This window comes from Pseudoruegeria aquimaris (genome assembly GCF_900172235.1).
GTDB lineage: Bacteria > Pseudomonadota > Alphaproteobacteria > Rhodobacterales > Rhodobacteraceae > Pseudoruegeria > Pseudoruegeria aquimaris.
The window spans coordinates 98,667-124,682 of record NZ_FWFQ01000010.1 but is presented as its reverse complement, the minus strand read 5'-3'; the positions used below and the strand labels follow the sequence as shown (position 1 = coordinate 124,682).

Here is a 26,016-nt window from a genome sequence, read left to right as displayed (position 1 = left end):
ACAGCGGCGAGATCACCGCCCATTCCGCATCGCTCACATCGTGTCTGCCCGTCATGCTCACCTCCGTTTCCGAAAGTGAATCATCACACCGCCAAAAACGGAATCCCGTTTATGAGTTCACGACCTAGTGCAGGATGCGGCCGATCACCGTGACGAAGGAAAGGGGCACGTCCCGCAGGCCGTAACCCTCGGGCTGAAGCGACACCGCGTAGAGGATGGCCACGCCGGAGGCCAGCACGAGCACGGCGGAGAGCCGGGGCGCGCGGGCTTCGGAATAGGCGTTGATCGCGGACGGAAGGGCGAGGGCCAAGAGCACCACGCCGATGACGAGAAGCAGGTCGGGGTCTATGGCGGCCAGCATCTCCATGCGCCCTCCAACGGCGGTGCGAGGCGAAGTGCCGGGGCGCCAAGGCCCCGGCTTCAGGGCATTATTCCGCTTCGGAGCTGAAAATCAACCGCTCCTCGCAGGGGGCGACCCGCAGGATGTTGGTGGTGCCGGGCACGTTGAAGGGCACGCCGGCGGTGACGACGATGTTGTCGGTCGGCTCGGCGAGGCCCAGATCGCGGGCGGCGCGCACCGCGCCCACCACGGCCATCTTGAAGCGGGCCACGGGGCCGGTGACGGCGCATTGCGTGCCCCAGCTCAGCGAAAGCTGGCGGGCGGTGCGGATGTCGGAGGCCAGGGCGATGATCGGCACCGAGGGGCGCTCGCGGGCCACCAGCAGGGCGGTGGTGCCGGACTGGGTGTAGCAGCAGATCGCCTTGATGTCGGCCGTCTCCGCGATTTCGCGCGCGGCGGAGACGATGCCGTCGGCGATGCCGGAACGGTTGTCCGTCACCAGCGCGGTGCGGGAGGCGTCGATCACGTTGCGGTAGTTCGGATCGCTTTCCACTTCCACGGCCACGTTGTGCATCGTGGTCACGGCTTCGATCGGGAAGGCGCCGGCGGCGGATTCGGCCGAGAGCATGATCGCATCGGTGCCTTCATAGATCGCCGTGGCCACGTCGGAGACCTCGGCGCGGGTGGGCATCGGGCTTTCGATCATGCTCTCCAGCATCTGGGTGGCCACGATCACCGGCTTGGCGGCGGCGCGGCACTTGCGGATCAGGCGCTTCTGGATCGGCGGCACGTTCTGCACGGGCAGTTCCACGCCAAGATCGCCACGGGCGACCATGATGCCGTCGGAGACTTCGAGAATGCGGTCGAAATCCTTCACCGCAGCGGGTTTCTCGATCTTGGAGAGGATCGCGGCGCGGCCCATGGCCAGATCGCGCGCCTCGCGCACGTCATCGGCGCGCTGCACGAAGCTCAGCGCCAGCCAGTCGACGCCCAGCTCGCAGACGAATTCCAGGTCGCGGCGGTCCTTCTCGGAGAGCGCGGCCAGCGGCAGCACGACGTCGGGCACGTTCACGCCCTTGCGGTTGGAGATGGTGCCGCCCACGGTGACGACGCAATCTGCGAAATCGGAGCCGCATTTCTCGACCTTCAGGCGGATCTTGCCGTCGTTCACCAGCAGGCTCGCGCCCGGCTCGAGCGCGGCGAAGATTTCCTTGTGCGGCAGTTGCACGCGTTCCTTGGTGCCTTCGGCGGGGTCGAGGTCGAGGCGGAACTTGTCGCCCACTTCGAGCTCTTCGGAGTCGTTGGCGAACTTGCCGACGCGCAGCTTGGGGCCCTGCAGGTCGGCGAGGATGGCGATCGGCGTGCCGATGTCCTTCTCGACCTTGCGGATGATCTCGTGACGGCGGCGGATCTCGTCGTGGTCGCCGTGGCTCATGTTGAGCCGGAACACGTCCGCGCCGGCTTCATGCAGCGCGCGGATCATCTTGTAGTCGTCGGATGCCGGGCCCAGCGTGGCCACGATTTTTACATTGCGAGTGCGTGTCATGCTGCCTCGTTCCTCGTGCGATTCAATTTTTTCGGTGGGCCGCGTGCTGTATGGCCGAATTGTCGCCCACTGACAACTGGTGCTTTTGCACGGGCTGGCCTATGTCATGGGCTGACACGAAACAGCGACGAATTCATGACGGAAGCCCCCTTCGAGATCATCGGTGAAAACAGGCCCTCCCCCTGGGTGCTGACCTGCGACCACGCAAGCAACCGCGTGCCCCCCGAGATCAACGGCGGTGATCTCGGCCTGCCGCAGAGCGACATGGAGCGCCACATCGCCTACGACGTGGGCGCAGCCGGCGTGACGCGGCACCTGGCCGATCTGCTGGATGCCACGGCGGTGCTGTCCAACTTCTCGCGGCTGGTGATCGATCCCAACCGCGGCGAGGATGACCCGACCCTGCTGATGAAGCTCTATGACGGATCGGTGATCCCGGCCAACCGCCATGCCGACGAGGCCGAGCGCGAGCGGCGGCTGAACGCCTACCACCGGCCCTACCACGCCGCGCTGGAGAAGGTCTTCACCGCGCGGCAGCACAGCGCGATCCTGTCGGTGCACAGCTTCACCAACCGTCTGGCCGGCCGGCCGGAGCGGCCCTGGCACATCGGCGTGCTCCATTCGCCGGGCGATGGCCGTCTGGCCCTGCCGCTGATCGCGCGTCTGATGCAGGAGCCCGATCTTTGCGTGGGAGACAACGAGCCCTATTCGGGCCATCTGAAGGGCGACGCGATGGACCGGCACGGATTGCAGCACGGGCGGGCCCATGTTCTGATCGAGTTGCGCAACGATCTGATCCGCACGCCGGAGCAGCAGCGCGCCTGGGCCGAGCGCCTCGCGCCGATCCTGCAAGACACCCTCGAAGCCGCCGGGCTGGCCCGCCCGGAGGCCGCCGCCAAACGCCCTGTCGAGATAGGAGCCTGACCAGATGGACGACCAGACCCGCATCGAACTGGAAGCCGCCGCCTTCCGCCGCCTGCGCGATCACCTCGCCGAGCGCACGGACGTGCAGAACATCGACATGATGAACCTTGCCGGCTTCTGCCGGAACTGCCTGTCGCGCTGGTATCAGGAGGCCGCCAACGAACGCGGCATCGAGATGAGCAAGGAAGAAGGGCGCGAGGCCTTCTACGGCATGCCCTACGCCGAGTGGCGCGAGAAGTATCAGACCGAGGCCACCGAGGCGCAGAAGGCGGCCTTCGAGAAATCCAGCGCCGGGCACTGAAGCGCGCGGGGCCGAGGCGGCGCAGGGTGTGCCGGGTGAACATCGCGCGCCTGCGGAGGGCGCCTTGAGCGGCCTTTCGGCCCATTCCATCGCGCTTTTCCCTGGCCCTGCCCAAGGGTCTTTCCAGCGCCCCTGCCGGCGGGGGCGCCACTGTTTTGCCCTGCGAAACAGAGTGTTGAAGGCTGCTGAAGATTGTCAGAAATGTGTTAACGCGGTATGAATTGCCCAGTTTTTGCCTTTTTTGAGGCAAGTTTTAAAGGGTGTCCGCTTTGGAGTTGCTGTTTCTTGTTCCGCTCATGCTGACGGGTGTGCTGATCGCCCAGTCCGACGACGATGACGATCCTGCCCCCTCCGAGGTGGAGGGATCGGAAGGCGGCGATGCGGTTCAGGGCACCGGCGGTGACGATCTCCTGAACGGTGCAGGTGGCGATGATCTGCTGCTCGGCCTCGGCGGGGACGACATCCTGCGCGGCGGCGCGGGCGCCGACCAGATCGACGGCGGCACCGGCAATGACGACATCTTCGGCGATGGCGGCGACGATGGCGCCACCGGCGGCCCGGGCGACGACCGGATCTTCCTTGCCGGAGGCGACGACATCACCCGCACCGCGGACGGCTACGACGACAGCGGCGACGATTTCATCCGCGGCGGCAGCGGCGATGACATCCTCTTCGATTTCGGCGGCGAGAACGTGATCTACGGTGACTCCGGCAATGACGTGCTCAGCGGCTACGATCAGCCGGGCACCGATGAGCCGGACGCGCTCTTTGCCGGCAAGGGTGACGACGAGATCTTCATGGACGACGGCGATACCGCCACCGGGGCGGAAGGCACCGATCTGTTCACCGTGATCGTGGACGAGGCAGACGAGCAGGCCGCCACGATCACCGATTTCGACGTGGCCACCGAGCAGGTGGTGGTGCTGCTGGATTCCTCGCTGGGCAGCGAAGAGGCCAGCACGCTCGAACTGCGCGAAAGCGATGGAAACACGGAGGTGCTTCTCGGAGATACCGTTCTTGCGGTTCTCACGGGCGCCACCTCCATGACGCAGGCCAATCTGGTTCTGTCCGTTCAGGACCTCGGGACCGTCTGAGACCCGGCGTTTCAAGCCGGGCGCATAATGCAAGGGACGCAAGGGGGCGTCGGTTCGCGGTTGCGGGCCGCGCGGGAGACAGACAATGGACTACATGATTTTTTCACCCTTCGCGCTGTTCTGCCTCAGCGTTCTGTTCATGGACGGGCAGGACGAAGACGTGTCCGAGGGCGAAGAGGGTGGCGAAACGCCCGAGCCGGAATTTCCGGAAGGGGCGGTCGTGGGCACCGAGGCTGCGGATGTCCTGTTCGGCACGGCGGCGGATGACGCGATCTACGGGCTCGGCGGTGACGATCGCCTCTCCGGCCAGGAGGGCGACGATTCGATCGAGGGCGGCGAAGGCAGCGACGAGATCTTCGGCGGCGGCGGCGATGACACCATTCTGGCCGGCGACGGCAGCGATATCGTCTATGGCGGCTCCGGCGATGACGCCATCGACCTGGGCGCCGGCGATGACCTGACCGGCACGACGACGGCGGACGAAGGCGACGACACGATCGAGGGCGGCGAAGGCGACGACCGGATCTACGACTGGATCGGCGCCAACCAGCTTTCGGGCGGTGTGGGCGACGATATCGTCAACAGCCTCGACAACCTGAACGACGACTCCGCGGACGTGATCGACGGTGGCGAGGGCAACGATCTCGTCCAGGGGGACGATGGAGACACCATGAGCGGCGGCGAGGGCGAGGATGATTTCGCCGTCTTCTTCGACGAACTCGACGACGCCACGGTGACCATCACGGACTTCGATCCCGCCACGGAATCGCTGGTGGTTTTCGCCCAGACGGATCTCGGGATTCCGAGCGACGCCGAACTGGTGCTGAACACTGCCGAGAACGGCGAAGATACCGAGGTGATCCTCGATGGCACGCTGGTTGCGCTGGTGCAGGGCGCCACCGGGCTGTCGGCCAGCAACGTGACGCTTTCCTTCGTGGCGCCGCCCGCGGCCGGCTGAGCCGTAAGGCATGCAGTGAGCGCAACGCAGCGTTACGGCCGTTTCGGCTTCAAACCGCTTTGGAATTTTCCTATCTGACGCTTCAGGGAGGCAGATCGGAACAGCGGACGACTCGCCATGAACGCCACCATTCGCCCCCATCCGCTCCTCGGCCGGCTGCCGGAGCTTCAGGACGCGCTGATCGCCCATTACAAGGCCCTGTCGGACGCCTCCCGCCGCCTGCGCTTCCTGACCCCTGCCGCCGATGACGCCTACCTTGAAAAGATCGGGCACCGCATCGCCCCCGACCATGTGATCGAGATCACGCTGGAGGGAGAGACGGCCGGCATCCTCGAAATCTACACGGGCCGGGACGGCCACGCCGAGATCGGCATCTCCATGGAGGACCGCTTCCAGGGCCGTGGGCTGGGCGGGCAGCTCTTCGCCGCCGGGTTGGATGCTTGCGCGCAGATGGGCGTCACCAGCGCGGACCTGTATTTCTCTTCCGCCAATACCGCGATCATGCACATGTGCCAGGAGCGCGGCGCCCATATCGAGCGCGAAGGCAGCGACGTGATGGCCTACATCGATCTGTCAAACGAAATGGCGCGCGCGGCCTGACGTTGGCAGCGCCCCGGCATCGAAAAAGCCGCCCATTCGGGCGGCTTTCGTGTTTCTTGAGGCGCGGCCTTTCCGGTCTCAGATCGCCGCCTTGCGGCTTTCCTCCAGGTAGATCTCACGCAGGCGCTTGGAGACCGGGCCCGGCGTGCCGTCCCCGAGGGCCGTGCCGTCGATCTCCACCACCGGCATCACGAAGGTGGAGGCCGAGGTGATGAAGGCCTCGTCGGCCGCCTGGGCCTCGGCGATGGTGAAGGGGCGTTCTTCCACCACCATCTGCGCCTCCTCTGCGAATTTCAGCACCGCGGCGCGGGTGATGCCGTGCAGGATGTCGTTGGAGAGCTGGCGGGTGATGATCTTGCCGTCCTTCACGATGTAGGCATTGTTGGACGTGCCCTCGGTGACGAAGCCGTCCTCCACCATCCAGGCGTCATCGCAGCCGGCCTTCTTGGCCATCATCTTGCCCATGGAGGGGTAGAGCAGCTGCACCGTCTTGATGTCGCGGCGGCCCCAGCGGATGTCTTCGATGGAGATCACCTTGAGCCCCTTCGCGGCCGCCGGGGAGTTGGCGAGGCCCGGCTTGTTCTGGGTGAAGAGCACGATGGTGGAGGGCACCTTGGCCGGATCGGGGAAGGCGAAATCGCGATCCTCCGGCGCGCCGCGGGTGATCTGAAGGTAGATCATGCCCTCCTCGATGCCGTTCAGGCGCACGAGTTCACGGTGGACTTCCAGCAGTTCCTCCATGGTGATCGGCGCCGCCATGTCCAGCTCCCGGAGCGAACGCTCCAGACGTTTTGCGTGGCCGTCGAAATCGATCAGCTTGCCGTCCAGCACGCTGGTGACCTCGTAGACGCCGTCGGCCATCAGGAAGCCGCGGTCGAAGATCGACACTTTGGCCTCGGTTTCGGGCAGGTATTCGCCATTCACGTAAACGGTGCGGGTCATCTGTGGCTCCTGAAGATCGTGTTGGGATGTCTGTGAGGGGAAGTCCGGTGCTCGTCAAGCCGCCGCTTGGCCGCAGGGAAGGCTGCCGGCCCGCCGCGAAAGCGATGGGCCAGCGTGCGCCCGCTCCGCGACGGCCCCTTTTTGCGCCCTATCCCCAGAGCGCGGCCACGGGCGGGTGCACGCCGGCGGAGTCGAATTGCAGCGCGTGGGGGCGGTCTTCGGCCAAAAGCAGGGGGCCGTCCAGATCCGTGATCATCGCGCCCTGTGCGACCAGCGTGGCCGGGGCCATGGCGAGCGAGGAGCCGACCATGCAGCCGACCATGATGCGGTAGCCTTCGGCCACGGCGGCATCGCGCAGGGCGAGCGCTTCGGTCAGCCCGCCGGTCTTGTCGATCTTGATGTTGATCACATCGTATTTGCCCTTCAGCGCGGGCAGCGAGGCGCGATCGTGGCAGCTTTCGTCGGCGCAGACGGGCACCGGGCGCTCCATGCCGATCAGCGCCTCATCCTCGCCGGCGGGCAGAGGCTGCTCCACCAGCGCCACGCCGAGGCGCACGAGGTGCGGCGCGAGATCGGCGTAGACCTCGGCGGACCAGCCTTCGTTGGCGTCCACGATGATGCGGGCGTCGGGCGCGCCGGCCCGCACCGCTTCCAGCCGGGGCATGTCGTCGGGCGTGCCGAGCTTGATCTTCAGCAGCGGGCGAAAGGCGTGTTTGGCCGCCGAGGCGCGCATCTTCTCGGGCGTGTCGAGCGAGAGCGTATAGGCCGTGATCTCGGGGCCGGGCGTAGGCAGGCCCGCCAGCTCCCACGCGCGCTTTCCGGCCTGCTTGGCCTCCAGATCCCAGAGCGCGCAATCCACGGCATTGCGGGCCGCACCTGCGGGCAGGGCATCCTGCAGCGCGGCGCGGGTGATGTCTTCGGGCAGGGCGAGGATCTCCTCGGTGACGCTTTCAAGCGTTTCACCGTAGCGCGCGTAGGGCACGCATTCGCCCCGGCCGGTTTGGCCATCGCGGGTGATGGAAACGGTGAGCACCTTTGCCTCGGTGCGCGAGCCGCGCGAGATGGTGAAGGCCTCGGCCAGTTTGAAGGTGTCCGGCGTGACGGTGATGCTCATGGCAGGGGGCCTTTCCGCAGAAGGGTGATGCAAAGGAAAGCGGGCGCGACCGGCCGTTCCTTGCAGCGGAAAACAGCAGATCGCGCCCGGCGGTGCAATGGGGCCTAGATCGCGGCGAGGGCGTCCACGAGGCGCCCGGCGCCATGCCGGTAGGGATCGACGGTGGGCAGGCCCATTTGTGCCTCGACTTTCGCGAGGTATGCCTTTGCGTCTTCTTCGTTCAGGTGCTGGGTGTTCACCGAGATCCCAACGACCTGACAGGCCGGGTTGGCGACGCGGGCCATGGCCAGCGCGGTGTCGCGCAGGTCTTCGAGGCTGGGCAGGCTGTAGCCCGGCAGGCCGCGCATGTGGGTGCGGGTCGGCTCGTGGCAGAGGATCAGCGCATCGGGCTGGCCGCCGTGGATCAGCGCCATCGTCACGCCGGAGTAGGAGACGTGGAACAGCGAGCCCTGGCCTTCGATCAGATCCCAGTGGTCTTCGTCGTTGTCGGGCGTCAGGTATTCGATGGAGCCGGCCATGAAATCGGCGATCACCGCATCCAGCGGCACGCCGTGGCCGGTGATCAGGATGCCGGTCTGGCCCGTCGCGCGAAAGGTGGATTTCATGCCGCGCTTCTGCATCTCGGCATCCATCGCCATGGCGGTGTACATCTTGCCGACGGAGCAATCGGTGCCCACGGCGAGGCAGCGCTTGCCGGTGCGTTTCACGCCGTTGGCGATCGGGTAGCCGACGGTGGGCACGCGCACGTCATGCAGGGTGCCGCCGTGGGTCTGGGCCGCGGCCACGAGATCGCCCTCGTCGCGCAGCAGGTTGTGCAGGCCGGAGGCGATGTCGTAGCCCATTTCCAGCGCTTCGATCAGCACTTTCTTCCAGGCCTGCGAGATGACGCCGCCACGGTTGGCCACGCCGATCACGAGCGTCTTCGCGCCGGCGGCCTTGGCCTCGGCGAGGGTCATGTCGGTCAGGCCCAGATCGGCGCCGCAGCCGGGCAGGCGGATCTGGCCGAGGGCGTTTTCCGGGCGCCAGTCGCGGATGCCGATGGCAACCTTGGCGGCGAGTTGATCCGGCGCGTCGCCGAGGAACAGCAGGTAGGGGGTTTCGATCATGGCAGCCTCATTCGCATCGTGTTGAGGCCTCGATAGCGGCGGGGGCGCGAAAGGTGTGCCCCAATCGCGGGGCGTGACGCGGGGGTTTCTCGAATAAATTGCGGGGATTCTCTTAATTGTGGCAGGATCTTCGAAAGATGAAGAAATAGGCAGAATAAAAACGCGCCCAAGGCGGATAAGGCGGCGGAACGTCCCGCGTGGTTTCTGCGGCGCAGGATTCATGCTGCAACTGCGAAAAACCCGTTGAATGCGATGGCGCAATATTCTACCAAAACAGAAACCGCGAATGTAACTTCATTGCCCAAGCGAGGTCAGCCATGAGCTTCCGCCTGCAACCCACCCCGCCCGCGCGCCCCAACCGCTGCCAGCTGTTCGGGCCCGGCTCCAACACCAAGCTGTTTGCCAAGATGGCGGCCTCGGCGGCGGATGTGATCAATCTCGACCTCGAAGACAGCGTGGCACCGTCCGACAAGGACATCGCCCGCGCCAACGTGATCGAGGCGATCAACACGGTGGACTGGGGCACCAAGACGCTTTCGGTGCGGATCAACAGCCTCGATACGCCCTACTGGTATCGCGACGTGGTGGACCTGCTGGAGCAGGCCAGCGAGCGGCTGGACCAGATCATGATCCCCAAGGTGGGCTGCGCCGAGGATGTCTACGCCGTGGATGCACTGGTGACGGCCATCGAGCGCGCCAAGGGCCGCGAAAAGCGCGTGGCCTTCGAGGTGATCATCGAAAGCGCCGCCGGCATCTCCCACGTCGAGGAAATCGCCGCCGCCTCGCCCCGGCTTGAAGCCATGAGCCTCGGGGCGGCCGATTTCGCGGCGTCCATGGGGATGCAGACCACCGGCATCGGCGGCACGCAGGAAAACTACTACATGCTGCACGAAGGCCAGAAGCACTGGTCCGATCCGTGGCACTGGGCGCAGGCAGCCATCGTGGCCGCCTGCCGCACCCACGGCATCCTGCCGGTGGACGGCCCCTTCGGCGATTTCTCCGACGACGAAGGCTACATCGCCCAGGCCCGGCGCTCCGCCACGCTGGGGATGGTGGGCAAATGGGCCATCCACCCCAAGCAGATCGCGCTGGCCAACGAGGTGTTCACCCCGTCCGAACAGGCCGTGGCCGAAGCGCGCGAGATCCTCGCCGCGATGGAAGAGGCCAAGGCGTCCGGCTCCGGGGCCACCGTCTACAAGGGCCGCCTCGTGGACATCGCCTCCATCAAGCAGGCGGAAGTGATCGTGGCCCAGGCCGAACTGATCGCCGGCCACTGAGTCCTGTACTGGCGTGCGGGCGGCCCGGCCGCCCGCATCCGCCACCCCTTGGCCTTCCCGAACGGCACCCGCCGGTCGGGCCCGCCTGCCGGGCCTTGCGTCAAGGCGTTGCAAATCGCCCTGAGCGCGGTCATATAGGCGCCTGAAGGCATCTGGAGCAGGCAATGAGCAACTATCTTGAGTTCGAAAAACCGCTGGCCGACATCGAGGGGAAGGCGGAAGAGCTGCGCGCCTTGGCGCGGGCGAACGAAGAGATGGACGTCGAGGAAGAGGCCGCGGCGCTCGACAAGAAGGCCGCCGACATGCTGGCCGAACTCTACAAGAGCCTGACGCCCTGGCGCAAATGCCAGGTGGCGCGGCATCCGGACCGCCCCCACTGCAAGGATTACATCGAGGCGCTCTTCACCGAGTTCACGCCGCTGGCCGGGGATCGCAACTTCGCCGACGACCACGCCATCATGGGCGGACTCGCCCGTCTCGGCGACACGCCGGTGATGGTGATCGGCCACGAGAAGGGCCACGACACCAAGTCCCGCATCGAACGCAATTTCGGCATGGCCCGCCCCGAGGGCTACCGCAAGGCCATCCGCCTGATGGATCTGGCCGACCGCTTCGGCCTGCCGATCATCACCCTCGTCGATACCCCCGGCGCCTATCCCGGCAAGGGCGCCGAGGAGCGCGGCCAGTCCGAGGCCATCGCCCGCTCCACCGAGAAATGCCTCAACGTGAAGGTGCCGCTCGTGTCGGTCATCATCGGCGAAGGCGGCTCCGGCGGCGCCGTGGGCATCGCCACGGGCAACAAGGTGCTGATGCTGGAGCACTCGATCTACTCCGTGATCTCGCCGGAGGGCTGTGCGTCGATCCTTTGGAAGGATGCCGAGAAGATGCGCGAGGCCGCCGAGGCGCTGCGCCTGACCGCGCAGGATCTTCACAAGCTCGGCGTCTGCGACGAGATCATCGCCGAGCCCCTGGGCGGCGCGCACCGGGATCGCGCCGGCACCATCGAGCGTGTCGGCAAGGCGCTGCAGGAGCAGCTGCGCGTTCTGGGCAAGAAAAGCCCCGAGGAACTGCGCAAGGAACGCCGCCAGAAATACCTGGACATGGGCAAGAAGGGCCTCTGAAGCGCGGCGTGATCGCCGGCGGCCCCGGCATCCGACAGGTTCCCAACGCCTCCGGCGGCAATCGCGGTTGCCAAACCGGGAGGCAGGCGGCGCACGGGGCGCGCCGGAATTGCAAGTTGCATTCCGTGACCTCGAAATTGGCCGGCAGATCAATGTTCGGTTGAGGCGCTCGCCTCGGAATACGACCGGAACAAACACCGATTCCGCGCCAAAGCCGCATCGGGGCCGACTGCCCGGAACCTCTCCGTCGTCGCTGGAAACCATGCCCCGAAAACAACAAACCCCCGCGAAAGGCGGGGGTCGTCGTGTCGGGCCGAAGCCCGAACCATCGCGTCAGGTGCTCAGAGCAGCCCTTCGCGTTGCGCTTTTTTGCGAGCCAGCTTGCGGGCACGGCGGATGGCTTCAGCCTTCTCGCGTGCTTTTTTCTCGGAGGGTTTCTCGAAATGCTGCCGAAGCTTCATTTCGCGGAAAACGCCCTCACGCTGCAGCTTTTTCTTCAGAGCCCGAAGGGCCTGATCGACGTTGTTGTCGCGAACGCTAACCTGCATGTGGTTTTCACCACCTTTCTAAGTTTGAGTTGCAAGGAAATTGCAGGAGTGGGCGATATAGCAAAGCCGGCCTATCTTGTCTACAGTCTGCCCGAGCCTGCCGAAGGAATGCCGATGGAACGCCCATACTCCCCCTACGCCGAGACCGTTTCCGCCCTGCTTGAGGCGGCCCTGCCGCATGTCGTCTTCGATGGCTGGAGCGAAGAGACCTTCCGCGCGGCGGTGGCCGACAGCGGGATCGATTCGGAACTGGCGCGCGCGGCCTGCCCGCGCGGGGGCGTCGATCTGGCCGTGGCCTACCACAGGCTCGGTGATCAGCGGATGCTGGATGGGCTCGCCAAGGCCGATCTCACCACGATGCGCTTCCGGGATCGCGTGGCCCATGCGATCCGGCTGCGGCTGGAGAGCGTGGAAGACAAGGAGGCCGTGCGCCGGGCCTCGGCGCTCTTCGCCCTGCCGATGCATGCGGCCGAGGGGGCCAGGCTCGTCTGGGAGACCTGCGATCTCGTCTGGACGGCGCTGGGCGATACCTCCGAGGATCTCAACTGGTATTCCAAGCGCGCCACGCTCGCCGGCGTCTACGCTTCGACCATCCTCTACTGGCTGGGCGACGAGACCCCGGGCCATGCCGCCACCTGGGAATTCCTCGACCGCCGCATCGACAACGTGATGCAGATCGAAATGGCCAAGGCCAGCGCCCGCAAGAACCCGCTGCTCAAGCCACTGATGGCGGGGCAGGACTGGCTGTTCTCGCAGGTGAAGGCCCCGCCGGCCCGCGGGCCGCGCCGCGATCTGCCCGGCGCCATCTGGCCCGATAACTGACACCCGACCCTTCCCAGAGACAGGATACCTGCCATGAGCGAAACCATGCGCGCCATCGAGATCACCAAGGCGGGCGGCCCCGAGGTGCTGCGCCTCGCAGAGCGCCCGGTGCCCGTCGCCCGGGCCGGAGAGATCGTGATCAAGCTGGCCTATGCCGGGGTCAACCGCCCGGACGCGCTCCAGCGCGCCGGCCTCTATGCGCCGCCGCCCACCGCCAGCGATCTGCCGGGGCTCGAAGGCGCGGGCACCATCGTGGAAGTCGGGGCCGATGTCGCCGGCCTGAAGGTCGGGGATGCCGTCTGCGCGCTGCTGCCCGGCGGCGGCTACGCCGAATACGTGGCCTGCCCGGCGGCCCACGCGCTGCCCATCCCCAGGGGGCTGGATCTGAAGCAGGCCGCCTGTCTGCCGGAAACCCATTTCACCGTCTGGTCCAACGTCTTCATGCGGGGTGGGCTGAAAGCCGGGGAGCGCTTCCTCGTGCACGGCGGCTCGTCCGGCATCGGCACAACAGCGATCCAGCTGGCCAGCCATTTCGGCGCGCGGGTCTTCACCACGGCCGGCTCCGAGGAGAAATGCGCCGTCTGCCGGGATCTGGGGGCGGAAGTGGCGATGAACTACCGCGAAGAGGATTTCGTGAAGGTGTTGCAGGCCGAGGGCGGGGCCGACCTGATCCTCGACATGGTCGGCGGTGACTACATCGCCCGCAACATCCGTGCGCTGGCCGACGACGGGCGCATGGTGCACATCGCCTTCCTGCAGGGCCCGAAGGCCGAGATCAATTTCGCGCAGATCATGGCGCGCCGCCTGACGATCACCGGCTCCACCCTGCGCCCGCAGAGCGATCTGGCCAAGGCCCGCATCGCGGACGAGCTGCGCCAGCACGTCTGGCCGCTGCTGGAAGCCGGGCGCATCGCCCCGGTGATGGACAGCGAATTCCCGCTGGAAGAGGCGGCCAAGGCCCATGCGCGCATGGAAAGCTCCGGCCACATCGGGAAGATCGTGCTCAAGATCTAGCGGATGAAACGCTCCACGTAGTCTTCACCGAGGCCGACCTCGGTGAAGTGCTTCCGGCACAGCTCGATCTTGGTGAAGACGTCTTCATAGCCCAGCACCTCGCCCCAGGGGTCCACGTAGCACATCACGCCGTTGACCTGGAAATAGGTGATCATTTCCTCCACGTCCTCGGGCACGACGAGGGTATGGGTTTCGCCGGGCGGCTCGTAGACGTAGGCGCCGGGCGTTGCCTCCCAGTCGTGTTCGAGGTAGTGCCAGCGCCCCTTCAGCACGAAGCCATGCACCGGCTGCGGGTGGCGGTGGCGCGAGAGCACGCCGGCCTTGCGCACCTTCAGAAGGTTCATCCAGTAGCCCTGCGAGCGGTTCAGGCAGAGCGGGCGAAACCAGACGTTCTCGGCCTGCGGCACCCAGAGCCGTTCGTCCTGCGGCACGGCGTCCGGGATCACGATCTCCTCCAGCGCGTCTTTCGGAAAGGGCAGCTGGTAAGGCATTCTCGGGTCATTGTCCTTCATCGTCTCTCCTCCTCACATCGCAAGGTATCCGCCGTCCACCGGGTAGACGGCGCCGGTCACGAAGCCGGCCTCCTCCCCCAGCAGCCAGGCCACCAGCGCCGCCACCTCGGCGGGCTTCCCCCAGCGCCTGAGCGGGGTGCGCGCCATGATGGCCTCGGTGCGGGCCGCGTCCTCGCGCAGCGCGCCCGTCATCTCCGTCTCGATCCAGCCCGGCGCCACCGCGTTCACCCGGATACCCTCCGGCGCCCAGGCCCCGGCCAGCGCCTTGGTAAGCTGCGCCACACCACCCTTGGAGGCGGAATAGGCCGGCACCAGCGGCCCGCCGAAAGTGCTGAGCATGGAGGCCGTGTTCACGATCGCGCCGCCTGACGCGGCCAGCAGAGGCCGGGCGGCGAGGCAGCAGCGCATGGTGCCGGTGAGGTTCACCTCCAGCACCTGCCGGAACACATCGATCTCGAACTCGTCCCCCCGCCGCAGGATGCCGGCGCAGTTCACCAGCCCGTCCAGCGCACCGATCCCCTGGAACAGCTCTGCCACCGAGGCATCGCTGGTCACGTCCAGCGCCCGCACCGAGACGCCCTCCTGCGGGGTGAAGGCCGCCCGCTCGCTTTCCGACGCAGAGGCCGCGATGACCTCCCAGCCGCGCCCGGCCAGCCCGCGTGCCACCCCTTCGCCGATACCGCGCGTGCCGCCCGTCACGAGAACCCGTTTCATGCCACCTCCCCGCGCTCCGCCATGGTTCCGGCCAGCCTACCCCGTTTCCGCGCCCAGGCAATCGGCCCGATCCTCCAGCGGGAAAAATCCCGCGGGTGGCTCCGCAGGGAGGGCGAGGCAGGGCCCCCTTCCGCGAGCGTCAGTCGATCGGCTCCAGCACGGCTTTCGCGGTGCAGTCGCGGATCACGTCGGCCCCGCAGCGGCGCACCTCCAAGTCCTTCGTCAGGCAGATCCGCGCCTCCTGGATGTGCCCGTCACGGCAGGTCAGGGTGATGGCGTCGGGAAACAGCGCAGGGTTGGCCTCGAGGAAGGCCTCTTCGACGACCGTCGCGGGCAGGCGGACGGGGCGATCCAGCTGACGCAGGATCTCGGGGCGCGCGATGCTTTCGAAGGCGGCGCGCGCCTGCGCGAAGTAGTCCGGCGCCGCTAGGCCCGAGCAGCGCCCGTGTTTCTTCCACTGGTGCCAGGCCGAGCCCGCGCTGCCCATCACGTCGGCCATGGCGGCTGTTTCGCCGCGGGTGGCCTCGCGGTGGGGCGTGCGGCAGTAGCTGGGCCAGCCGCGTTCGTATTGCGGCCAGAGCCCGTGCATCACCCAGCCGAACCGGGCATCGCCGCCGCATTGGGGCGATCCCTTCGCGCGGCCTTCCAGCTTGCACCAGTTCGGAGACCAGCTCAGCGCGAGAACGTAGTAGTCGAAATCTCCCGCCCTTTCGCCTTCCGCCGCCAGCGGCCCGGCCAGCCCCAGCGCCACCAGCGCCGCCACGATCACACGCATTTGCTCTTCCCTCTTTGCCTGATCGGCACTATATACGCCGCAAGTTCCCCGACAACGTGAACCCGTCCCGCCCCCGGCAGGACCGTCCCGAAAGGGGCGAAAGGTCTCGCATTGTCTGTCGTTAGGACGTGAAAGGAGTAAGACCGATGGCCAAACCGCTCATGGCGAAGGCAACCGCCGTCTGGCTGGTGGACAACACGACGCTGACCTTCAAGCAGGTCGCCGATTTCTGCGGGCTGCACGAGCTGGAAGTCCAGGGCATCGCCGACGGCGACGTGGCCGCCGGCGTGAAGGGCTTCGACCCGATCGCCAACAACCAGCTGACGCAGGAAGAGATCGAGAAGGGCGAGAAGGATCCGCTGCACAAGCTGAAGCTGAAGTTCAACCCGGCCGCCGTGGGCGAAGAGAAGCGCCGCGGCCCGCGCTACACCCCGCTCTCCAAGCGGCAGGACCGCCCGGCCGCCATCCTGTGGCTGGTGAAGTTCCACCCGGAGCTGACGGACGGCCAGATCTCCAAGCTGGTGGGCACCACCAAGCCGACGATCCAGGCGATTCGCGAGCGCACTCATTGGAACATCGCCAACATCCAGCCGATCGATCCGGTCGCGCTGGGCCTCTGCAAGCAGTCCGAGCTGGATCTCGCGGTGCAGAAGGCCGCGGCGAAGAAAGCCGCCGACGGCGCCGTGATGAGCGACGACGAACGCCGCAAACTCGTCTCCACCGAGCAGTCGCTCTCGATGGAAGCCGAGCCGAAGATCCCGACGGCCATCGAGGGGCTCGAAACCTTCACGCTGGGCGGCGATCCGCGCGATGAAGGCACCGACGGCAAGCAGGACGAGGAGTTCCTCGACGCCGACAGCTTCTTCAACCTGCCCGAAAGCGGCGACGAAGACGAGCAGCCCTGACGGCGGCGAACCGGCAAGCACACGGGGGCCCTGCACCATGCGGTGCGGGGCCTTTTTCGTTGCGGGTCTTTCCTTTCCCGCGGCCCGCCGGCATCCTCTGCCCCGATGCAGAGGGAGGGCAGAGATGGAGCAGGCGGAGTTCGCCGTCATCGGGCGCGGGTTGATCGGGGCGGCGGCGGCGCGCCACCTGGCGCGGGCGGGCCGATCCGTGGTGCTGATCGGGCCGGAGGAGCCCGCGCGAAAGGGCGATCACGGCGGCCCCTTCGGCAGCCACTACGATGAAGGCCGCATCACCCGCGCACTCGATCCCGATCCGTTCTGGAGCGCCGCTTCCCGTGCCTCGATCGCGCGCTACGCCGAGATCGAGGCCCAGAGCGGCATCCCCTTCTTCACCGAGGCCGGCGCGCTGGTGGCCGGGCCGGAAGACGGTGATTTCCTTGCACGCGTTCGGGCGGTGGCCGAAGCCGGTGGCCTGCCGCATGATGTATATGGGCCCGAAGCCCTCGCCGCGCGTTTCCCGGCATTCCGCTTCCTGCCCGGCACCGCCGGCTGCCATGAGCCGCTGCGTGCCGGCCACATCAGCCCGCGCCGACTCGTGGCCGCGCAGGTGGAAAGCGCGCGCCGGGCCGGGGCTCGGCTGATGCCCCATGCGGCGCTGGCGATCGAGGAAACGGCGCAGGCCGTGCGCGTCGAGACGGCCGGCGGTGCGGTCAGTTGCGTGCGCCTTCTGGTGGCGGCGGGAGGCTACAGCGCCTCGCTGCTGCCCGGGATCGCCCCGGTGCGGGTCTTTGCCCGGACGGTGGCGCTTTTCGAGGTCTCCGAGGCGCAGGCGGCGGCGCTTGCAGACATGCCCGCGCTGGTGCTGCTCGAACCGTCCGGCCGCGATCCCTACTTGCTGCCGCCGATCCGCTACCCGGACGGGCGGCTCTACCTCAAGCTCGGCGGCGATCCCGCCGACAGGCCCCTGCGCAGCGCGCAGGAGATCGGCGCGTGGTTCCGTTCCGGCGGAGATCCGCAGGTGGGCGCCTACCTGCGCGGCTGGATCGAGCGGTTCATGCCGGGGCTCGAGATCCTGTCGCAGCGGCTGGACGCCTGCATGACGAGTTTCTCCGCCGACGGGCAGCCGATCCTGCGGCGCCTGTCCGACCGCGTGGCCGTGGCCACGGCAGGGTGCGGAAAGGGGGCGAAATGCTCCGATGAACTGGGGCGGCTCGGCGCGGCGCTGGTGTCAGGCGAGCGGGCTCAGAACGCATAGGGGCAGGCAACGGGCCACGTCCTCTTGCCGGCACAGTTCGGTGGCCTTGGTCATCACTGCCGCCGAGGCTGCTGCGTTGCCGTGGCGCACGGCTTCCGCCGGCGGCAGCCCGCGCGCCAGCGCCAGCGTGAAGCCGCCCACGAAACTGTCGCCCGCGCCCACCTTGCTCGCCACCGGCACATCGGCGTTGCTGCAGGCCATCGGCGTCGCGCCGGATTGCGCGAAGACGGCCCCCTCGGCGCCGCGGGCCAGGATCACCATCTCGGCCACGCCCCGCTCGCACAGGCTTGCGGCAAAATCCCCGGCGGCCCGTGCCGTCGGCAGGGGCTCACCTGCGAGTGCCTCCGCCTCTTCCTGATCCATCCGCAGCACGGCGACGGGCCGCGCCCCGCCAGCCGCCACCGCTTCGAGCGGCGGGCCGGAGGTGTCCACGATCAGCCGCACGCCAAGAGGTGCGAGGCGGGTGTTGAGCCGGTGCGGAAAATCCGGTGCCAGCCCCGGCGGCTGGCTGCCCGAAAGCACCACGAGCCCATCCTTCGGTGCGAGGGCCTCGGCGTCAGCGAGAAAGCGTTCCGCGTCCTCCTCGGCCCAACGCGGCCCCGGCATCACGAAGCGGAACTGCTTGCCGGTGCCCGCATCGGTGACCGAGAGGCTCTGCCGGGTGTCGCCGGGCGCCGGCAGCGCCACCGCGTCGATCCCCTCGGCCAGCAGCAGATCCATCAGCCGCGCACCCGTCGGTCCGCCGACGGAGACGAGCGCCCGGCTGCCGCCGCCGACGTTGCGGATCGCGCGCGAGACGTTGATGCCGCCGCCGCCCGGATCCACCTGCGGCGCGGCGCAGCGCAGCTTGGGGCCGGGCACCACTTCGGGCGCCTCGGTGGCGATGTCGAGTGCGGGGTTCAGGGTCAGCGTCAGGATGTCGGGCATCTGGGGCACTCCGGGCGGCGAGGGGCGGCGGGATCTCGGGGCAGGTTTGCAGAGCACACGGCCCCGATCAATGCGGCGAAGGCCCGATGCGGCAAAACGGACGGCCCGGGCGGGGCCGTCCGCAGGGATGCGATGCAGCGCGCCTCAGAGGGCCCGGCGTTCCGCCGCAAGCCCCTTCACGACGGCCCAGCACATCAGCAGGAGCACGATGGCGAAGGGCAGCCCGGTGGAGATCACCATCGCCTGCAACGAGGCGAGCCCGCCCCCGACCAGAAGCGCGATGGCGACGGCGCCTTCGAAGCAGCACCAGAACACGCGCTGGGGCATCGGCGCGTCGATCTTGCCGCCCGCCGTGATGGTGTCGATCACCAGCGAGCCCGAGTCCGAGGAGGTGACGAAGAAGACGATCACCAGCACGATGCCGATCAGCGAGGTGAACCACGAAAGCGGCAGCTCCTTGAGCATCTCGAAGAGTTTCAGCTCCAGCGGCGCTTCGCTCACGGCGGTGATGCCCTGTTCGGTGAACTGCGTCAGCGCGGTGCCGCCGAAGACCGAGAACCACAGGATGCAGACGAAGCTCGGGATCAGCAGAACGCAGACGATGAATTCACGCACCGTGCGCCCGCGCGACACCCGCGCGATGAACATGCCCACGAAGGGCGACCACGAGATCCACCAGGCCCAGTAGAAGGCCGTCCAGCCGTGCATGTAGTTGCTGTCTTCCCGGCCGAAGGGCATGGAGAGCGCCGGCAGATCGCCGAGGTAGGCGGTGATCGAACTGCCGAAGATCGAAAGGATCGCCCATGTCGGCCCGGCGATGAGGATGAACAGAAGCAGCAGGAAGGCGAGGCCCATGTTGACCTCGGAGAGCACCTTCACGCCGCCGTCGAGCCCGCGCACCACCGACACCAGCGCCACGGCGGTGATCGCGGTGATCAGGAGCACCTCGGTCGTGGTGTCCACCGGGATGCCGAAGAGCATGTTGAGCCCGGCGTTGGCCTGCGTCGCGCCGAAGCCCAGCGAGGTGGCCAGCCCGAAGAGCGTCGCGAAGACGGCGAGGGTGTCGATCACGTGGCCCCACCAGCCCCAGACCTTCTCGCCGAAGATCGGGTAGAAGGCCGAACGGATGGTGAGCGGAAGCCTCTTGTTGTAGCTGAACAGCGCCAGCGCCAGCGCCACCACGGCATACATCGCCCAGGGGTGCAGGCCCCAGTGGTAGAGGGTGGCGGCCATGCCCAGCCGGAGCGCGGCCTCCGGATCGCCGGCGGCGGCCCCGAGCGGCGCCCAGTCGGTGCGCTGGCCGGCCTCCTCGGTGATGCCGCCGAGCGACGCGGAGAAATGGCTCATGGGCTCGGCCACGCCGTAGAACATCAGCCCGATGCCCATGCCCGCGGCAAAGAGCATCGCGAACCAGCCCGCGTAGCTGTAGTCGGGCGTCGCCTCCGAGCCGCCCAGCCGGACCGAGCCGTAGGGGCTGACGATGAGGAAGAGGCAGAACAGCACGAAGATGTTGCCGGCGCTCAGGAAGAACCAGGCGAAGTTCGAGGTCAGCCACGGGCGCAGCGTGCCGAAGGCCGACTCCGCCACATCCGGCAGCGCGAGAGCGAAGAAGACGAAGACGACGACCGACAGCCCCGAGATCACGAACACCGGGTTGTGGAAATCCAGCCCGAAGGGGCCGATGCTGGCGGTCACGTTGTCCTGCCCGATCTCGTAGTCGGTCTCGATCGTCTGGGTCGTGCCCTCGGGCTCCGGAATGCCCTGTGGATCAGTGGTTTCGTCTGTCATGATGCGTGTCCGAATTTTTCCCTGAATGGTGGAAGGGTAGCAGCAAAATGCGCGTCTGAGGATCGTGTTCCGACATTCCGCCCCGTTTTCCCGGCGTCTCCGCAGGGTCGGCGGGTGGTGCCTTCCCTGTTCAGAAAGCGGTGTCCTTCACCGATTCCATCGAGACGTGAGTCGAGGTGTTGGCCACATGGGGCAGGGCGGAGATCTGCTCGCCGAGGATCGCGCGGTAGGCGTGGATGTCCTTCGTGCGGACCTTGAGCAGATAGTCGAAGGCGCCCGCGATCATGTGGCACTGCTCGATCTCGGGGATGGCGTTCACGGCGCGGTTGAACCGCGTCAGCGCGGCTTCGGTGGTGCTTTCCAGCTTCACTTCCACGAAGGCCACGTGATCCTGCCCCAGCTTGCGGGGGTTCAGGATGGCGCGGAAGCCGAGGATGTAGCCTTCCTCCTGAAGCCGCTTCAGCCGCAGCTGGCAGGGGGTTTTCGTCAGGCCCACGCGTTTGGCCAGTTCCGTCACCGTCAGGCGGCCGTTTTCACTGAGCGCGGCGATGATGCGCTTGTCGAATTGGTCGATATGCCTCGGATCAGCCATTTTGCTTGCTGTTTTGGGTTCAGTGTGCCGGTTATTTTAGCGCTTTCGCCTACGGAAGGCCATAGGTTGGAGAAAAAGACTTTCGCATTTGCGCTAGTCTGGAGCCGACGCCCAGTTTGGAGAGCTTCCATGCCCCTTTCCCCGCTCAGAGACAGGATCCGTGCGCTGCACTTTGCCGAGGAAGACGGGCTGCTTGCCCGCCTGCAGCAGGAGGCGCAGATCGGCGAAAGCCTGCGCGCCAAAGCTCATGCCCGCGCCGTTTCGCTCGTGGAGGACATCCGCGGGCGGGCCGATCCGGGCCTGATGGAAGTCTTCCTCGCGGAATACGGGCTCTCCACCAAGGAGGGCATCGCGCTCATGTGCCTCGCCGAGGCGCTGTTGCGGGTGCCCGACAGCGAGACTGTGGACGCACTGATCGAAGACAAGATCGCCCCCTCGGCCTGGGGTGAGCACCTAGGGCACTCCAGCTCGCACCTCGTGAACGCCTCCACCTGGGCGCTGATGCTCACCGGCAAGGTGCTGTCGGACGGGCAGGGGCTCGCCAGCGTGCTGCGGGGGGCGATCCGGCGGCTCGGGGAGCCGGTGATCCGCGTGGCCGTTGGCCGCGCCATGCGCGAGATGGGGCACCAGTTCGTGCTGGGCGAAACCATCGAATCCGCCCTGAAGCGCGGTGCGGCGCGGGTGGCGCAGGGCTTCACCTACTCCTACGACATGCTGGGGGAGGCGGCGCTCACCGCGCGCGATGCCGATGCCTTCTTCACCGCCTATGCCGAGGCCATCACCGCGCTGGCGCCCCATTGCGCCTCGGAGGACATCCGCGAAAATCCCGGCATCTCCGTCAAGCTTTCCGCGCTCTATCCGCGCTACGAGTTCACTCAGCACGAAAGGGTGATGGCCGATCTCGTGCCGCGCCTGCGGGAGCTGGCGAAGATGGCGGCCAATGCCGGCATGGGCTTCAACATCGACGCCGAGGAGGCCGACCGGCTGGATCTGTCGCTCGACGTGATCGAGGCGGTGCTGAAGGAGCCCGCCCTTGAAGGGTGGGAGGGCTTCGGCGTGGTGGTGCAGGCCTACGGCAAGCGCGCGGGCGCGGTGCTGGACTGGCTCCACGCGCTGGCAGAAACGCTCGATCGCCGCATCATGGTGCGCCTCGTGAAGGGCGCCTACTGGGATACCGAGATCAAGCGCGCGCAGGCCGAGGGTTTGCCCGGGTTCCCCGTGTTCACGCGGAAGGTGGCCACGGATGTCGCCTATCTGTGCAACGCGCGCAAGTTGCTGGGCATGACCGATCGCATCTACCCGCAGTTCGCCACCCACAACGCCCATACCGTCGCCGCGATCCTCGAGATGGCCGAAGATCTCCAGGCCTTCGAGTTCCAGCGGCTGCACGGCATGGGCGAGGCGCTCCATGACATCGTGAAGGCGCAGGCCGGCACCCGCTGCCGCATCTACGCCCCGGTGGGCGCGCACCGCGATCTGCTCGCCTACCTCGTGCGCCGCCTGCTGGAAAACGGCGCGAACTCCTCCTTCGTGAACCAGATCGTCGATGAGTCCGTGCCGGCCGCCGCCGTGGCCGCCGATCCCTTCGAGGCGCTCGCCGCCGCGGGGCGCAACGCGGCCGTGGTGCCACCGGCGGATCTGTTCCGGCCCGAGCGCCGCAATTCCCGCGGCTGGGACGTGAACGATCCGCTGCACGCAGGCCAGATCGAGGCCGCCCGCGCGCCCTATGCGCAGAAGGCCTATGCCGTCACCCCGCTATTGGCGGACGGGCTTGCACAGGAGGGCGGCGAGACGCTGGAAATCCGCAATCCGGCGCGGCCCGAAGACAGGCTGGGCACGGCCCTGTGCGTCACCCCGGCCCTTGCGGCGCAGGCCGTCGAGGCCGCGCGGCCCTGGGCGGCCCCGGTCGCCGAGCGCCGGGCGGTGCTGGAGCGGGCCGCCGATCTCTACGAGGCGCGCCACGGCGAGATCTTCGCGCTGCTGGCCCGCGAGGCGGGCAAGACATGGCGCGACGCCATCGCCGAACTGCGCGAGGCGGTGGATTTCCTGCGCTACTACGCGGCCCGGGCGGAGCAGGAGCCCAACGGCCCGCTGGGCACGGTCACCTGCATCTCGCCGTGGAACTTCCCGCTGGCGATCTTCACCGGCCAGATCGCCGCGGCGCTGGCCACCGGCAATGCCGTGCTGGCCAAGCCGGCTGAAACCACCAACGCCATCGCCTTCCTCGCCATGCGGCTTCTGCATGAGGCCGGGGTGCCGCGTGCGGCGCTTCAGCTGCTGCCCGGCACCGGGCGCGAGATCGGCCCCGTGCTTACCGGCACTCCCGGCGTGGGCGGGGTCTGCTTCACCGGCTCCACCGCCACGGCGCAGGGCATCAACCGGGTGATGGCGGCGCGGCTGGCGCCCTGCGCGCCGCTCATCGCCGAAACCGGGGGGCTGAACGCAATGATCGTGGACAGCACCGCGCTGCCGGAGCAGGCCGTGCGCGACATCGTGGCCTCCGCCTTCCAGTCCGCCGGGCAGCGCTGTTCGGCCCTGCGGCTGCTCTACGTGCAGGAGGACGTAGCCCCGGCGATCCGCAAGATGCTGTTCGGCGCAATGGATGCGCTGCGCATCGGTGATCCTTGGCAGGCTGCCACCGATGTCGGCCCCGTGATCAGCGCGGAGGCGAAGGCGGGGATCGAGGCCCATGTCGCGGCGGCGAAGGCGGAAGGGCGGTTGCTGAAGCAGCTGCGCCCCCCGCAACAGGGCACCTTCGTCGGGCCGGCGGTGATCGAGGTTTCCGGCATGGCCGACCTGACGCGGGAGATCTTCGGCCCCGTGCTGCACATCGCCACCTTCCGGGCCGAGGAGCTTGACCGCGTGGTGGAGGAGATCAACGCCTCGGGCTACGGGCTGACCTTCGGGGTGCATTCGCGCATCGACAGCCGGGTGGACGCACTCGTCCGCAAGATCCGCGTGGGCAACATCTACGTGAACCGCAACCAGATCGGCGCCGTCGTCGGCAGCCAGCCCTTCGGCGGCGAGGGGCTTTCGGGCACCGGCCCCAAGGCCGGCGGGCCGGCCTATCTCGCCCGGTTCACCCGCCCCGAGTCCGCCCCGGCGGCGGAGGCCGGCCCCGCGGGGGGCACCGTGGAGGTGGGCGCGGTTCAGGCGGCGATCGACGACGCGGGCCGGCAGGGCGGGTTGCTGCTGCGCACCGAAAGCCTGCCGGGGCCGACGGGAGAATCCAACCGGTTGTCCGTGTTCGGGCGCGGCACCGTCCTGTGCCTCGGGCCGGGCCTCGCGGCGGCGCAGGAGCAGGCCCGCATCGCCCGGGCCGAGGGCTGCGCGGCCGTGGTTGTCGCGCCGGGCGCCGCGCTCGACGGGCATCTCGCCCCGGAGGCGCTGGAGCATCTCGCGGGCGTGAGCGTCGTTGCCTTTTGGGGGGATGAGCAGGAGGCGCGGGCCTATCGGCAGGCGCTGGCCCGGCGCGACGGGCCGATGATACCGCTCGTCACCGCCACAGACCTGCCGGCCCGCTGCCGACTTGAGCGCCATGTCTGCGTGGATACAACCGCAGCGGGTGGCAATGCCGCCCTTCTGGCCAGCGCCGGCGCGTGAGTCGGGGCGGGCCGTGCGGGGCTGCCGCTCGCGCGGTATCGGGTTACGCATGCGTTCCGCGCCATGTGAACAGGGTGCGGAACGCTTTGATTTTGATGGGAGAATAAGTAGGTCAAATTTTTTTGATCGCACCTTGATCTGTGTTAAGGTCGAACCGTCGGGCCAGAAAGTATTTGTTGTTTCAACGTCTTGTTTGCGCTGTTGGAGGAATCTCGTGGCAACCCAAGCCGATCCAAAGGCTGAGGCACCACCGAAATCTTCGGAACGTCTCGCTGTTTTCCTGCTGGTCGTCGTCATGGCGCCGGTCATGTCCGTGGCCATCGTCGGCGGCTGGGGCTTTGTCGTCTGGATGCTTCAGCTCATCTACGGCCCGCCCGGGGCGCACTAGCCCATGGCGCGAACGGAAGGCACCGACCTGGGCCGCCGCAACCTTCTGAGGGGGCGGCTGTCGGACCTGCGCGACGCGCGGCTCCTTCGCCCGCCCTGGGCACCGGAGCAGAGCGTCGCAGAGAAATGCACGGGCTGCGGCGATTGCGTGGGCGCCTGCCCGGAAGCCATCCTCACGGCCGATCCCGACGGCCACCCCTACGTTGTTTTCAGCGACTCCGCCTGCACCTTCTGCGGCCGTTGCGCCGAAGCCTGCGAGGCGGATGTCTTCACCCTCTTGCCCGAAGATCCGAACCAGCGCGCCGCAACCGGCTTTTCCCACGTGGTGCGCATCGAGGCGAGCTGCCTGATGCGTGCCGGCGTGGAGTGCCGGCTCTGCGCCGATCACTGTGACACGCAGGCGCTGCGCTTCGACTACCGCATCCGCCCGGCGGGCGGGATCACGCTGGATGCCGGGGCTTGCACGGGCTGCGGCGCCTGCATCGCGCCCTGTCCGGCGGGGGCCATCGCGATCGAGGCCGCCACCGCGCAGCCCGCCATGAGCATGGAGGCGGCGTCATGAGCCCTTTTGCGATGGTGCATATCTCGAGCCTTCTGGTCACGGCCAAACCCGAACGCCTGGCGGCGGTGGCCGAGGCCATCGCGCGGGAGCCGGCGGCCGAGGTCGCCCTCACCGATCCGGCCGGAAAGATCGTCGTGGCGATGGAAACGGAAAGTGAGCAGGCGATCGTGGACGCCCTGGATCGCATCCAGCTGCTCGAGGGCGTCGTGAGTGCAGCGCTCGTCTACCACCAGATGGACGACGGCGCGGCGGAAACATGGATTGAAACGGAACAACGGAGCGGGTGAAC

27 protein-coding genes are annotated in these 26,016 nt (G+C 67.6%); 15 read left to right on the top strand and 12 right to left on the bottom strand.

Annotated features, from left to right (window positions below; genetic code table 11):
• Window positions 1–124: 124 nt before the first annotated feature.
• Window positions 125–367 carry a hypothetical protein gene (locus PSA7680_RS08925; RefSeq protein ID WP_245824542.1) on the bottom strand — a complete coding sequence of 81 codons (243 nt, stop codon included), beginning with the start codon at window positions 365–367 and terminating at the stop codon, window positions 125–127.
• A 61-nt stretch (window positions 368–428) separates the two neighbouring features.
• The gene (pyk, locus tag PSA7680_RS08920; RefSeq protein WP_085868357.1) at window positions 429–1,886 is read right to left on the bottom strand and encodes a pyruvate kinase; all 1,458 of its coding nucleotides are present in this window, start codon (window positions 1,884–1,886) and stop codon (window positions 429–431) included.
• Window positions 1,887–2,021: 135 nt separating this feature from the next.
• Between pyk and PSA7680_RS08915 the strand changes: the two genes are divergently transcribed.
• The 5 genes from PSA7680_RS08915 to PSA7680_RS08895 all read left to right on the top strand — a co-directional run bounded on the left by PSA7680_RS08915 (window position 2,022) and on the right by PSA7680_RS08895 (window position 5,763).
• Window positions 2,022–2,810: an N-formylglutamate amidohydrolase gene (locus PSA7680_RS08915; RefSeq protein ID WP_085868356.1), complete on the top strand. Its 789-nt coding sequence runs from the start codon at window positions 2,022–2,024 to the stop codon at window positions 2,808–2,810.
• A gap of 4 nt (window positions 2,811–2,814) precedes the next feature.
• Entirely contained in the window at window positions 2,815–3,111 is a 297-nt protein-coding gene (locus PSA7680_RS08910; protein ID WP_085868355.1) for a DUF1244 domain-containing protein, read from the top strand.
• A gap of 269 nt (window positions 3,112–3,380) precedes the next feature.
• Window positions 3,381–4,205, top strand: a complete 825-nt coding sequence (locus tag PSA7680_RS08905) for a calcium-binding protein (RefSeq protein WP_176244105.1) — start codon at window positions 3,381–3,383, stop codon at window positions 4,203–4,205.
• A gap of 85 nt (window positions 4,206–4,290) precedes the next feature.
• On the top strand, window positions 4,291–5,163 hold the full coding sequence (locus PSA7680_RS08900; RefSeq protein ID WP_085868353.1) for a calcium-binding protein: 873 nt from the start codon (window positions 4,291–4,293) through the stop codon (window positions 5,161–5,163).
• A gap of 117 nt (window positions 5,164–5,280) precedes the next feature.
• Entirely contained in the window at window positions 5,281–5,763 is a 483-nt protein-coding gene (locus tag PSA7680_RS08895; protein ID WP_085868352.1) for a GNAT family N-acetyltransferase, read from the top strand.
• A 78-nt stretch (window positions 5,764–5,841) separates the two neighbouring features.
• Here the strand turns inward: PSA7680_RS08895 and PSA7680_RS08890 are convergent, their stop codons facing one another.
• The 3 genes from PSA7680_RS08890 to dgcN all read right to left on the bottom strand — a co-directional run bounded on the left by PSA7680_RS08890 (window position 5,842) and on the right by dgcN (window position 8,925).
• On the bottom strand, window positions 5,842–6,705 hold the full coding sequence (locus PSA7680_RS08890) for a D-amino-acid transaminase (protein ID WP_085868351.1): 864 nt from the start codon (window positions 6,703–6,705) through the stop codon (window positions 5,842–5,844).
• Window positions 6,706–6,853: 148 nt separating this feature from the next.
• Window positions 6,854–7,819: an N-acetyl-D-Glu racemase DgcA gene (gene dgcA / locus PSA7680_RS08885; protein ID WP_085868350.1), complete on the bottom strand. Its 966-nt coding sequence runs from the start codon at window positions 7,817–7,819 to the stop codon at window positions 6,854–6,856.
• A 104-nt stretch (window positions 7,820–7,923) separates the two neighbouring features.
• Entirely contained in the window at window positions 7,924–8,925 is a 1,002-nt protein-coding gene (gene dgcN, locus PSA7680_RS08880; RefSeq protein ID WP_085868349.1) for an N-acetyltransferase DgcN, read from the bottom strand.
• Between the two features lie 317 nt (window positions 8,926–9,242).
• On the opposite strand from dgcN, the gene PSA7680_RS08875 reads away from it, so the two are divergent.
• Together PSA7680_RS08875 and PSA7680_RS08870 are read left to right on the top strand one after the other, a co-directional pair.
• Window positions 9,243–10,202 carry an L-malyl-CoA/beta-methylmalyl-CoA lyase gene (locus tag PSA7680_RS08875; protein ID WP_085868348.1) on the top strand — a complete coding sequence of 320 codons (960 nt, stop codon included), beginning with the start codon at window positions 9,243–9,245 and terminating at the stop codon, window positions 10,200–10,202.
• A 164-nt stretch (window positions 10,203–10,366) separates the two neighbouring features.
• Window positions 10,367–11,323: an acetyl-CoA carboxylase carboxyltransferase subunit alpha gene (locus PSA7680_RS08870; protein ID WP_085868347.1), complete on the top strand. Its 957-nt coding sequence runs from the start codon at window positions 10,367–10,369 to the stop codon at window positions 11,321–11,323.
• Between the two features lie 341 nt (window positions 11,324–11,664).
• Here the strand turns inward: PSA7680_RS08870 and rpsU are convergent, their stop codons facing one another.
• Window positions 11,665–11,871, bottom strand: coding sequence for a 30S ribosomal protein S21 (gene rpsU, locus PSA7680_RS08865; RefSeq protein ID WP_007818122.1), 207 nt, complete (start codon window positions 11,869–11,871; stop codon window positions 11,665–11,667).
• A gap of 108 nt (window positions 11,872–11,979) precedes the next feature.
• Here rpsU and PSA7680_RS08860 point away from each other — a divergent pair, with 108 nt between their 5' ends.
• The gene (locus PSA7680_RS08860) at window positions 11,980–12,693 is read left to right on the top strand and encodes a COQ9 family protein (protein WP_085868368.1); all 714 of its coding nucleotides are present in this window, start codon (window positions 11,980–11,982) and stop codon (window positions 12,691–12,693) included.
• Between the two features lie 33 nt (window positions 12,694–12,726).
• On the top strand, window positions 12,727–13,707 hold the full coding sequence (locus tag PSA7680_RS08855; RefSeq protein WP_085868346.1) for an NAD(P)H-quinone oxidoreductase: 981 nt from the start codon (window positions 12,727–12,729) through the stop codon (window positions 13,705–13,707).
• On the opposite strand, the gene PSA7680_RS08850 is transcribed toward PSA7680_RS08855, so the two are convergent.
• The 3 genes from PSA7680_RS08850 to PSA7680_RS08840 form a co-directional block, all read right to left on the bottom strand.
• The gene (locus PSA7680_RS08850) at window positions 13,704–14,219 is read right to left on the bottom strand and encodes a 2,4'-dihydroxyacetophenone dioxygenase family protein (protein WP_085868345.1); all 516 of its coding nucleotides are present in this window, start codon (window positions 14,217–14,219) and stop codon (window positions 13,704–13,706) included. The genes PSA7680_RS08855 and PSA7680_RS08850 overlap by 4 nt on opposite strands.
• A 12-nt stretch (window positions 14,220–14,231) precedes the next feature.
• Entirely contained in the window at window positions 14,232–14,933 is a 702-nt protein-coding gene (locus PSA7680_RS08845) for an SDR family NAD(P)-dependent oxidoreductase (protein WP_085868344.1), read from the bottom strand.
• 139 nt (window positions 14,934–15,072) lie between these two features.
• Window positions 15,073–15,708, bottom strand: coding sequence for a ribonuclease T2 family protein (locus PSA7680_RS08840; protein WP_085868343.1), 636 nt, complete (start codon window positions 15,706–15,708; stop codon window positions 15,073–15,075).
• A 146-nt stretch (window positions 15,709–15,854) separates the two neighbouring features.
• Between PSA7680_RS08840 and PSA7680_RS08835 the strand changes: the two genes are divergently transcribed.
• Window positions 15,855–16,613, top strand: a complete 759-nt coding sequence (locus tag PSA7680_RS08835) for a DUF1013 domain-containing protein (RefSeq protein ID WP_085868342.1) — start codon at window positions 15,855–15,857, stop codon at window positions 16,611–16,613.
• Between the two features lie 124 nt (window positions 16,614–16,737).
• On the top strand, window positions 16,738–17,868 hold the full coding sequence (locus PSA7680_RS08830) for an FAD-dependent oxidoreductase (protein ID WP_085868341.1): 1,131 nt from the start codon (window positions 16,738–16,740) through the stop codon (window positions 17,866–17,868).
• On the opposite strand, the gene PSA7680_RS08825 is transcribed toward PSA7680_RS08830, so the two are convergent.
• The 3 genes from PSA7680_RS08825 to PSA7680_RS08815 form a co-directional block, all read right to left on the bottom strand.
• On the bottom strand, window positions 17,842–18,795 hold the full coding sequence (locus PSA7680_RS08825) for a 1-phosphofructokinase family hexose kinase (RefSeq protein WP_085868340.1): 954 nt from the start codon (window positions 18,793–18,795) through the stop codon (window positions 17,842–17,844). The genes PSA7680_RS08830 and PSA7680_RS08825 overlap by 27 nt on opposite strands.
• A gap of 144 nt (window positions 18,796–18,939) precedes the next feature.
• On the bottom strand, window positions 18,940–20,583 hold the full coding sequence (locus PSA7680_RS08820) for a BCCT family transporter (protein ID WP_085868339.1): 1,644 nt from the start codon (window positions 20,581–20,583) through the stop codon (window positions 18,940–18,942).
• A 130-nt stretch (window positions 20,584–20,713) separates the two neighbouring features.
• On the bottom strand, window positions 20,714–21,175 hold the full coding sequence (locus PSA7680_RS08815; protein ID WP_085868338.1) for an Lrp/AsnC family transcriptional regulator: 462 nt from the start codon (window positions 21,173–21,175) through the stop codon (window positions 20,714–20,716).
• A 129-nt stretch (window positions 21,176–21,304) separates the two neighbouring features.
• Here PSA7680_RS08815 and putA point away from each other — a divergent pair, with 129 nt between their 5' ends.
• From putA to PSA7680_RS08795, 4 genes are all read left to right on the top strand, one after another.
• On the top strand, window positions 21,305–24,778 hold the full coding sequence (gene putA, locus PSA7680_RS08810) for a bifunctional proline dehydrogenase/L-glutamate gamma-semialdehyde dehydrogenase PutA (protein WP_085868337.1): 3,474 nt from the start codon (window positions 21,305–21,307) through the stop codon (window positions 24,776–24,778).
• 214 nt (window positions 24,779–24,992) lie between these two features.
• Window positions 24,993–25,166, top strand: a complete 174-nt coding sequence (locus PSA7680_RS18935; RefSeq protein ID WP_245824540.1) for a periplasmic nitrate reductase, NapE protein — start codon at window positions 24,993–24,995, stop codon at window positions 25,164–25,166.
• A 3-nt stretch (window positions 25,167–25,169) separates the two neighbouring features.
• Complete coding sequence (gene napF / locus PSA7680_RS08800; RefSeq protein ID WP_085868336.1) at window positions 25,170–25,727, top strand: ferredoxin-type protein NapF; 558 nt, start codon at window positions 25,170–25,172, stop codon at window positions 25,725–25,727.
• Window positions 25,724–26,014, top strand: a complete 291-nt coding sequence (locus PSA7680_RS08795) for a chaperone NapD (RefSeq protein WP_245824538.1) — start codon at window positions 25,724–25,726, stop codon at window positions 26,012–26,014. The genes napF and PSA7680_RS08795 overlap by 4 nt, the downstream gene beginning before the upstream one ends.
• The last annotated feature ends 2 nt before the right edge of the window (window positions 26,015–26,016 follow it).

Excerpts from the sequence above, each read along its gene's own strand:
- PSA7680_RS08925 (WP_245824542.1), bottom strand. The coding sequence starts at position 367 with ATGGAGATGCTGGCCGCCATAGACCCCGACCTGCTTCTCGTCATCGGC.
- pyk (WP_085868357.1), bottom strand. The coding sequence starts at position 1,886 with ATGACACGCACTCGCAATGTAAAAATCGTGGCCACGCTGGGCCCGGCA.
- PSA7680_RS08915 (WP_085868356.1), top strand. The coding sequence starts at position 2,022 with ATGACGGAAGCCCCCTTCGAGATCATCGGTGAAAACAGGCCCTCCCCC.
- PSA7680_RS08910 (WP_085868355.1), top strand. The coding sequence starts at position 2,815 with ATGGACGACCAGACCCGCATCGAACTGGAAGCCGCCGCCTTCCGCCGC.
- PSA7680_RS08900 (WP_085868353.1), top strand. The coding sequence starts at position 4,291 with ATGGACTACATGATTTTTTCACCCTTCGCGCTGTTCTGCCTCAGCGTT.
- PSA7680_RS08895 (WP_085868352.1), top strand. The coding sequence starts at position 5,281 with ATGAACGCCACCATTCGCCCCCATCCGCTCCTCGGCCGGCTGCCGGAG.
- PSA7680_RS08890 (WP_085868351.1), bottom strand. The coding sequence starts at position 6,705 with ATGACCCGCACCGTTTACGTGAATGGCGAATACCTGCCCGAAACCGAG.
- dgcA (WP_085868350.1), bottom strand. The coding sequence starts at position 7,819 with ATGAGCATCACCGTCACGCCGGACACCTTCAAACTGGCCGAGGCCTTC.
- dgcN (WP_085868349.1), bottom strand. The coding sequence starts at position 8,925 with ATGATCGAAACCCCCTACCTGCTGTTCCTCGGCGACGCGCCGGATCAA.
- PSA7680_RS08875 (WP_085868348.1), top strand. The coding sequence starts at position 9,243 with ATGAGCTTCCGCCTGCAACCCACCCCGCCCGCGCGCCCCAACCGCTGC.
- PSA7680_RS08870 (WP_085868347.1), top strand. The coding sequence starts at position 10,367 with ATGAGCAACTATCTTGAGTTCGAAAAACCGCTGGCCGACATCGAGGGG.
- rpsU (WP_007818122.1), bottom strand. The coding sequence starts at position 11,871 with ATGCAGGTTAGCGTTCGCGACAACAACGTCGATCAGGCCCTTCGGGCT.
- PSA7680_RS08860 (WP_085868368.1), top strand. The coding sequence starts at position 11,980 with ATGCCGATGGAACGCCCATACTCCCCCTACGCCGAGACCGTTTCCGCC.
- PSA7680_RS08855 (WP_085868346.1), top strand. The coding sequence starts at position 12,727 with ATGAGCGAAACCATGCGCGCCATCGAGATCACCAAGGCGGGCGGCCCC.
- PSA7680_RS08850 (WP_085868345.1), bottom strand. The coding sequence starts at position 14,219 with ATGAAGGACAATGACCCGAGAATGCCTTACCAGCTGCCCTTTCCGAAA.
- PSA7680_RS08845 (WP_085868344.1), bottom strand. The coding sequence starts at position 14,933 with ATGAAACGGGTTCTCGTGACGGGCGGCACGCGCGGTATCGGCGAAGGG.
- PSA7680_RS08840 (WP_085868343.1), bottom strand. The coding sequence starts at position 15,708 with ATGCGTGTGATCGTGGCGGCGCTGGTGGCGCTGGGGCTGGCCGGGCCG.
- PSA7680_RS08835 (WP_085868342.1), top strand. The coding sequence starts at position 15,855 with ATGGCCAAACCGCTCATGGCGAAGGCAACCGCCGTCTGGCTGGTGGAC.
- PSA7680_RS08830 (WP_085868341.1), top strand. The coding sequence starts at position 16,738 with ATGGAGCAGGCGGAGTTCGCCGTCATCGGGCGCGGGTTGATCGGGGCG.
- PSA7680_RS08825 (WP_085868340.1), bottom strand. The coding sequence starts at position 18,795 with ATGCCCGACATCCTGACGCTGACCCTGAACCCCGCACTCGACATCGCC.
- PSA7680_RS08820 (WP_085868339.1), bottom strand. The coding sequence starts at position 20,583 with ATGACAGACGAAACCACTGATCCACAGGGCATTCCGGAGCCCGAGGGC.
- PSA7680_RS08815 (WP_085868338.1), bottom strand. The coding sequence starts at position 21,175 with ATGGCTGATCCGAGGCATATCGACCAATTCGACAAGCGCATCATCGCC.
- putA (WP_085868337.1), top strand. The coding sequence starts at position 21,305 with ATGCCCCTTTCCCCGCTCAGAGACAGGATCCGTGCGCTGCACTTTGCC.
- napF (WP_085868336.1), top strand. The coding sequence starts at position 25,170 with ATGGCGCGAACGGAAGGCACCGACCTGGGCCGCCGCAACCTTCTGAGG.
- PSA7680_RS08795 (WP_245824538.1), top strand. The coding sequence starts at position 25,724 with ATGAGCCCTTTTGCGATGGTGCATATCTCGAGCCTTCTGGTCACGGCC.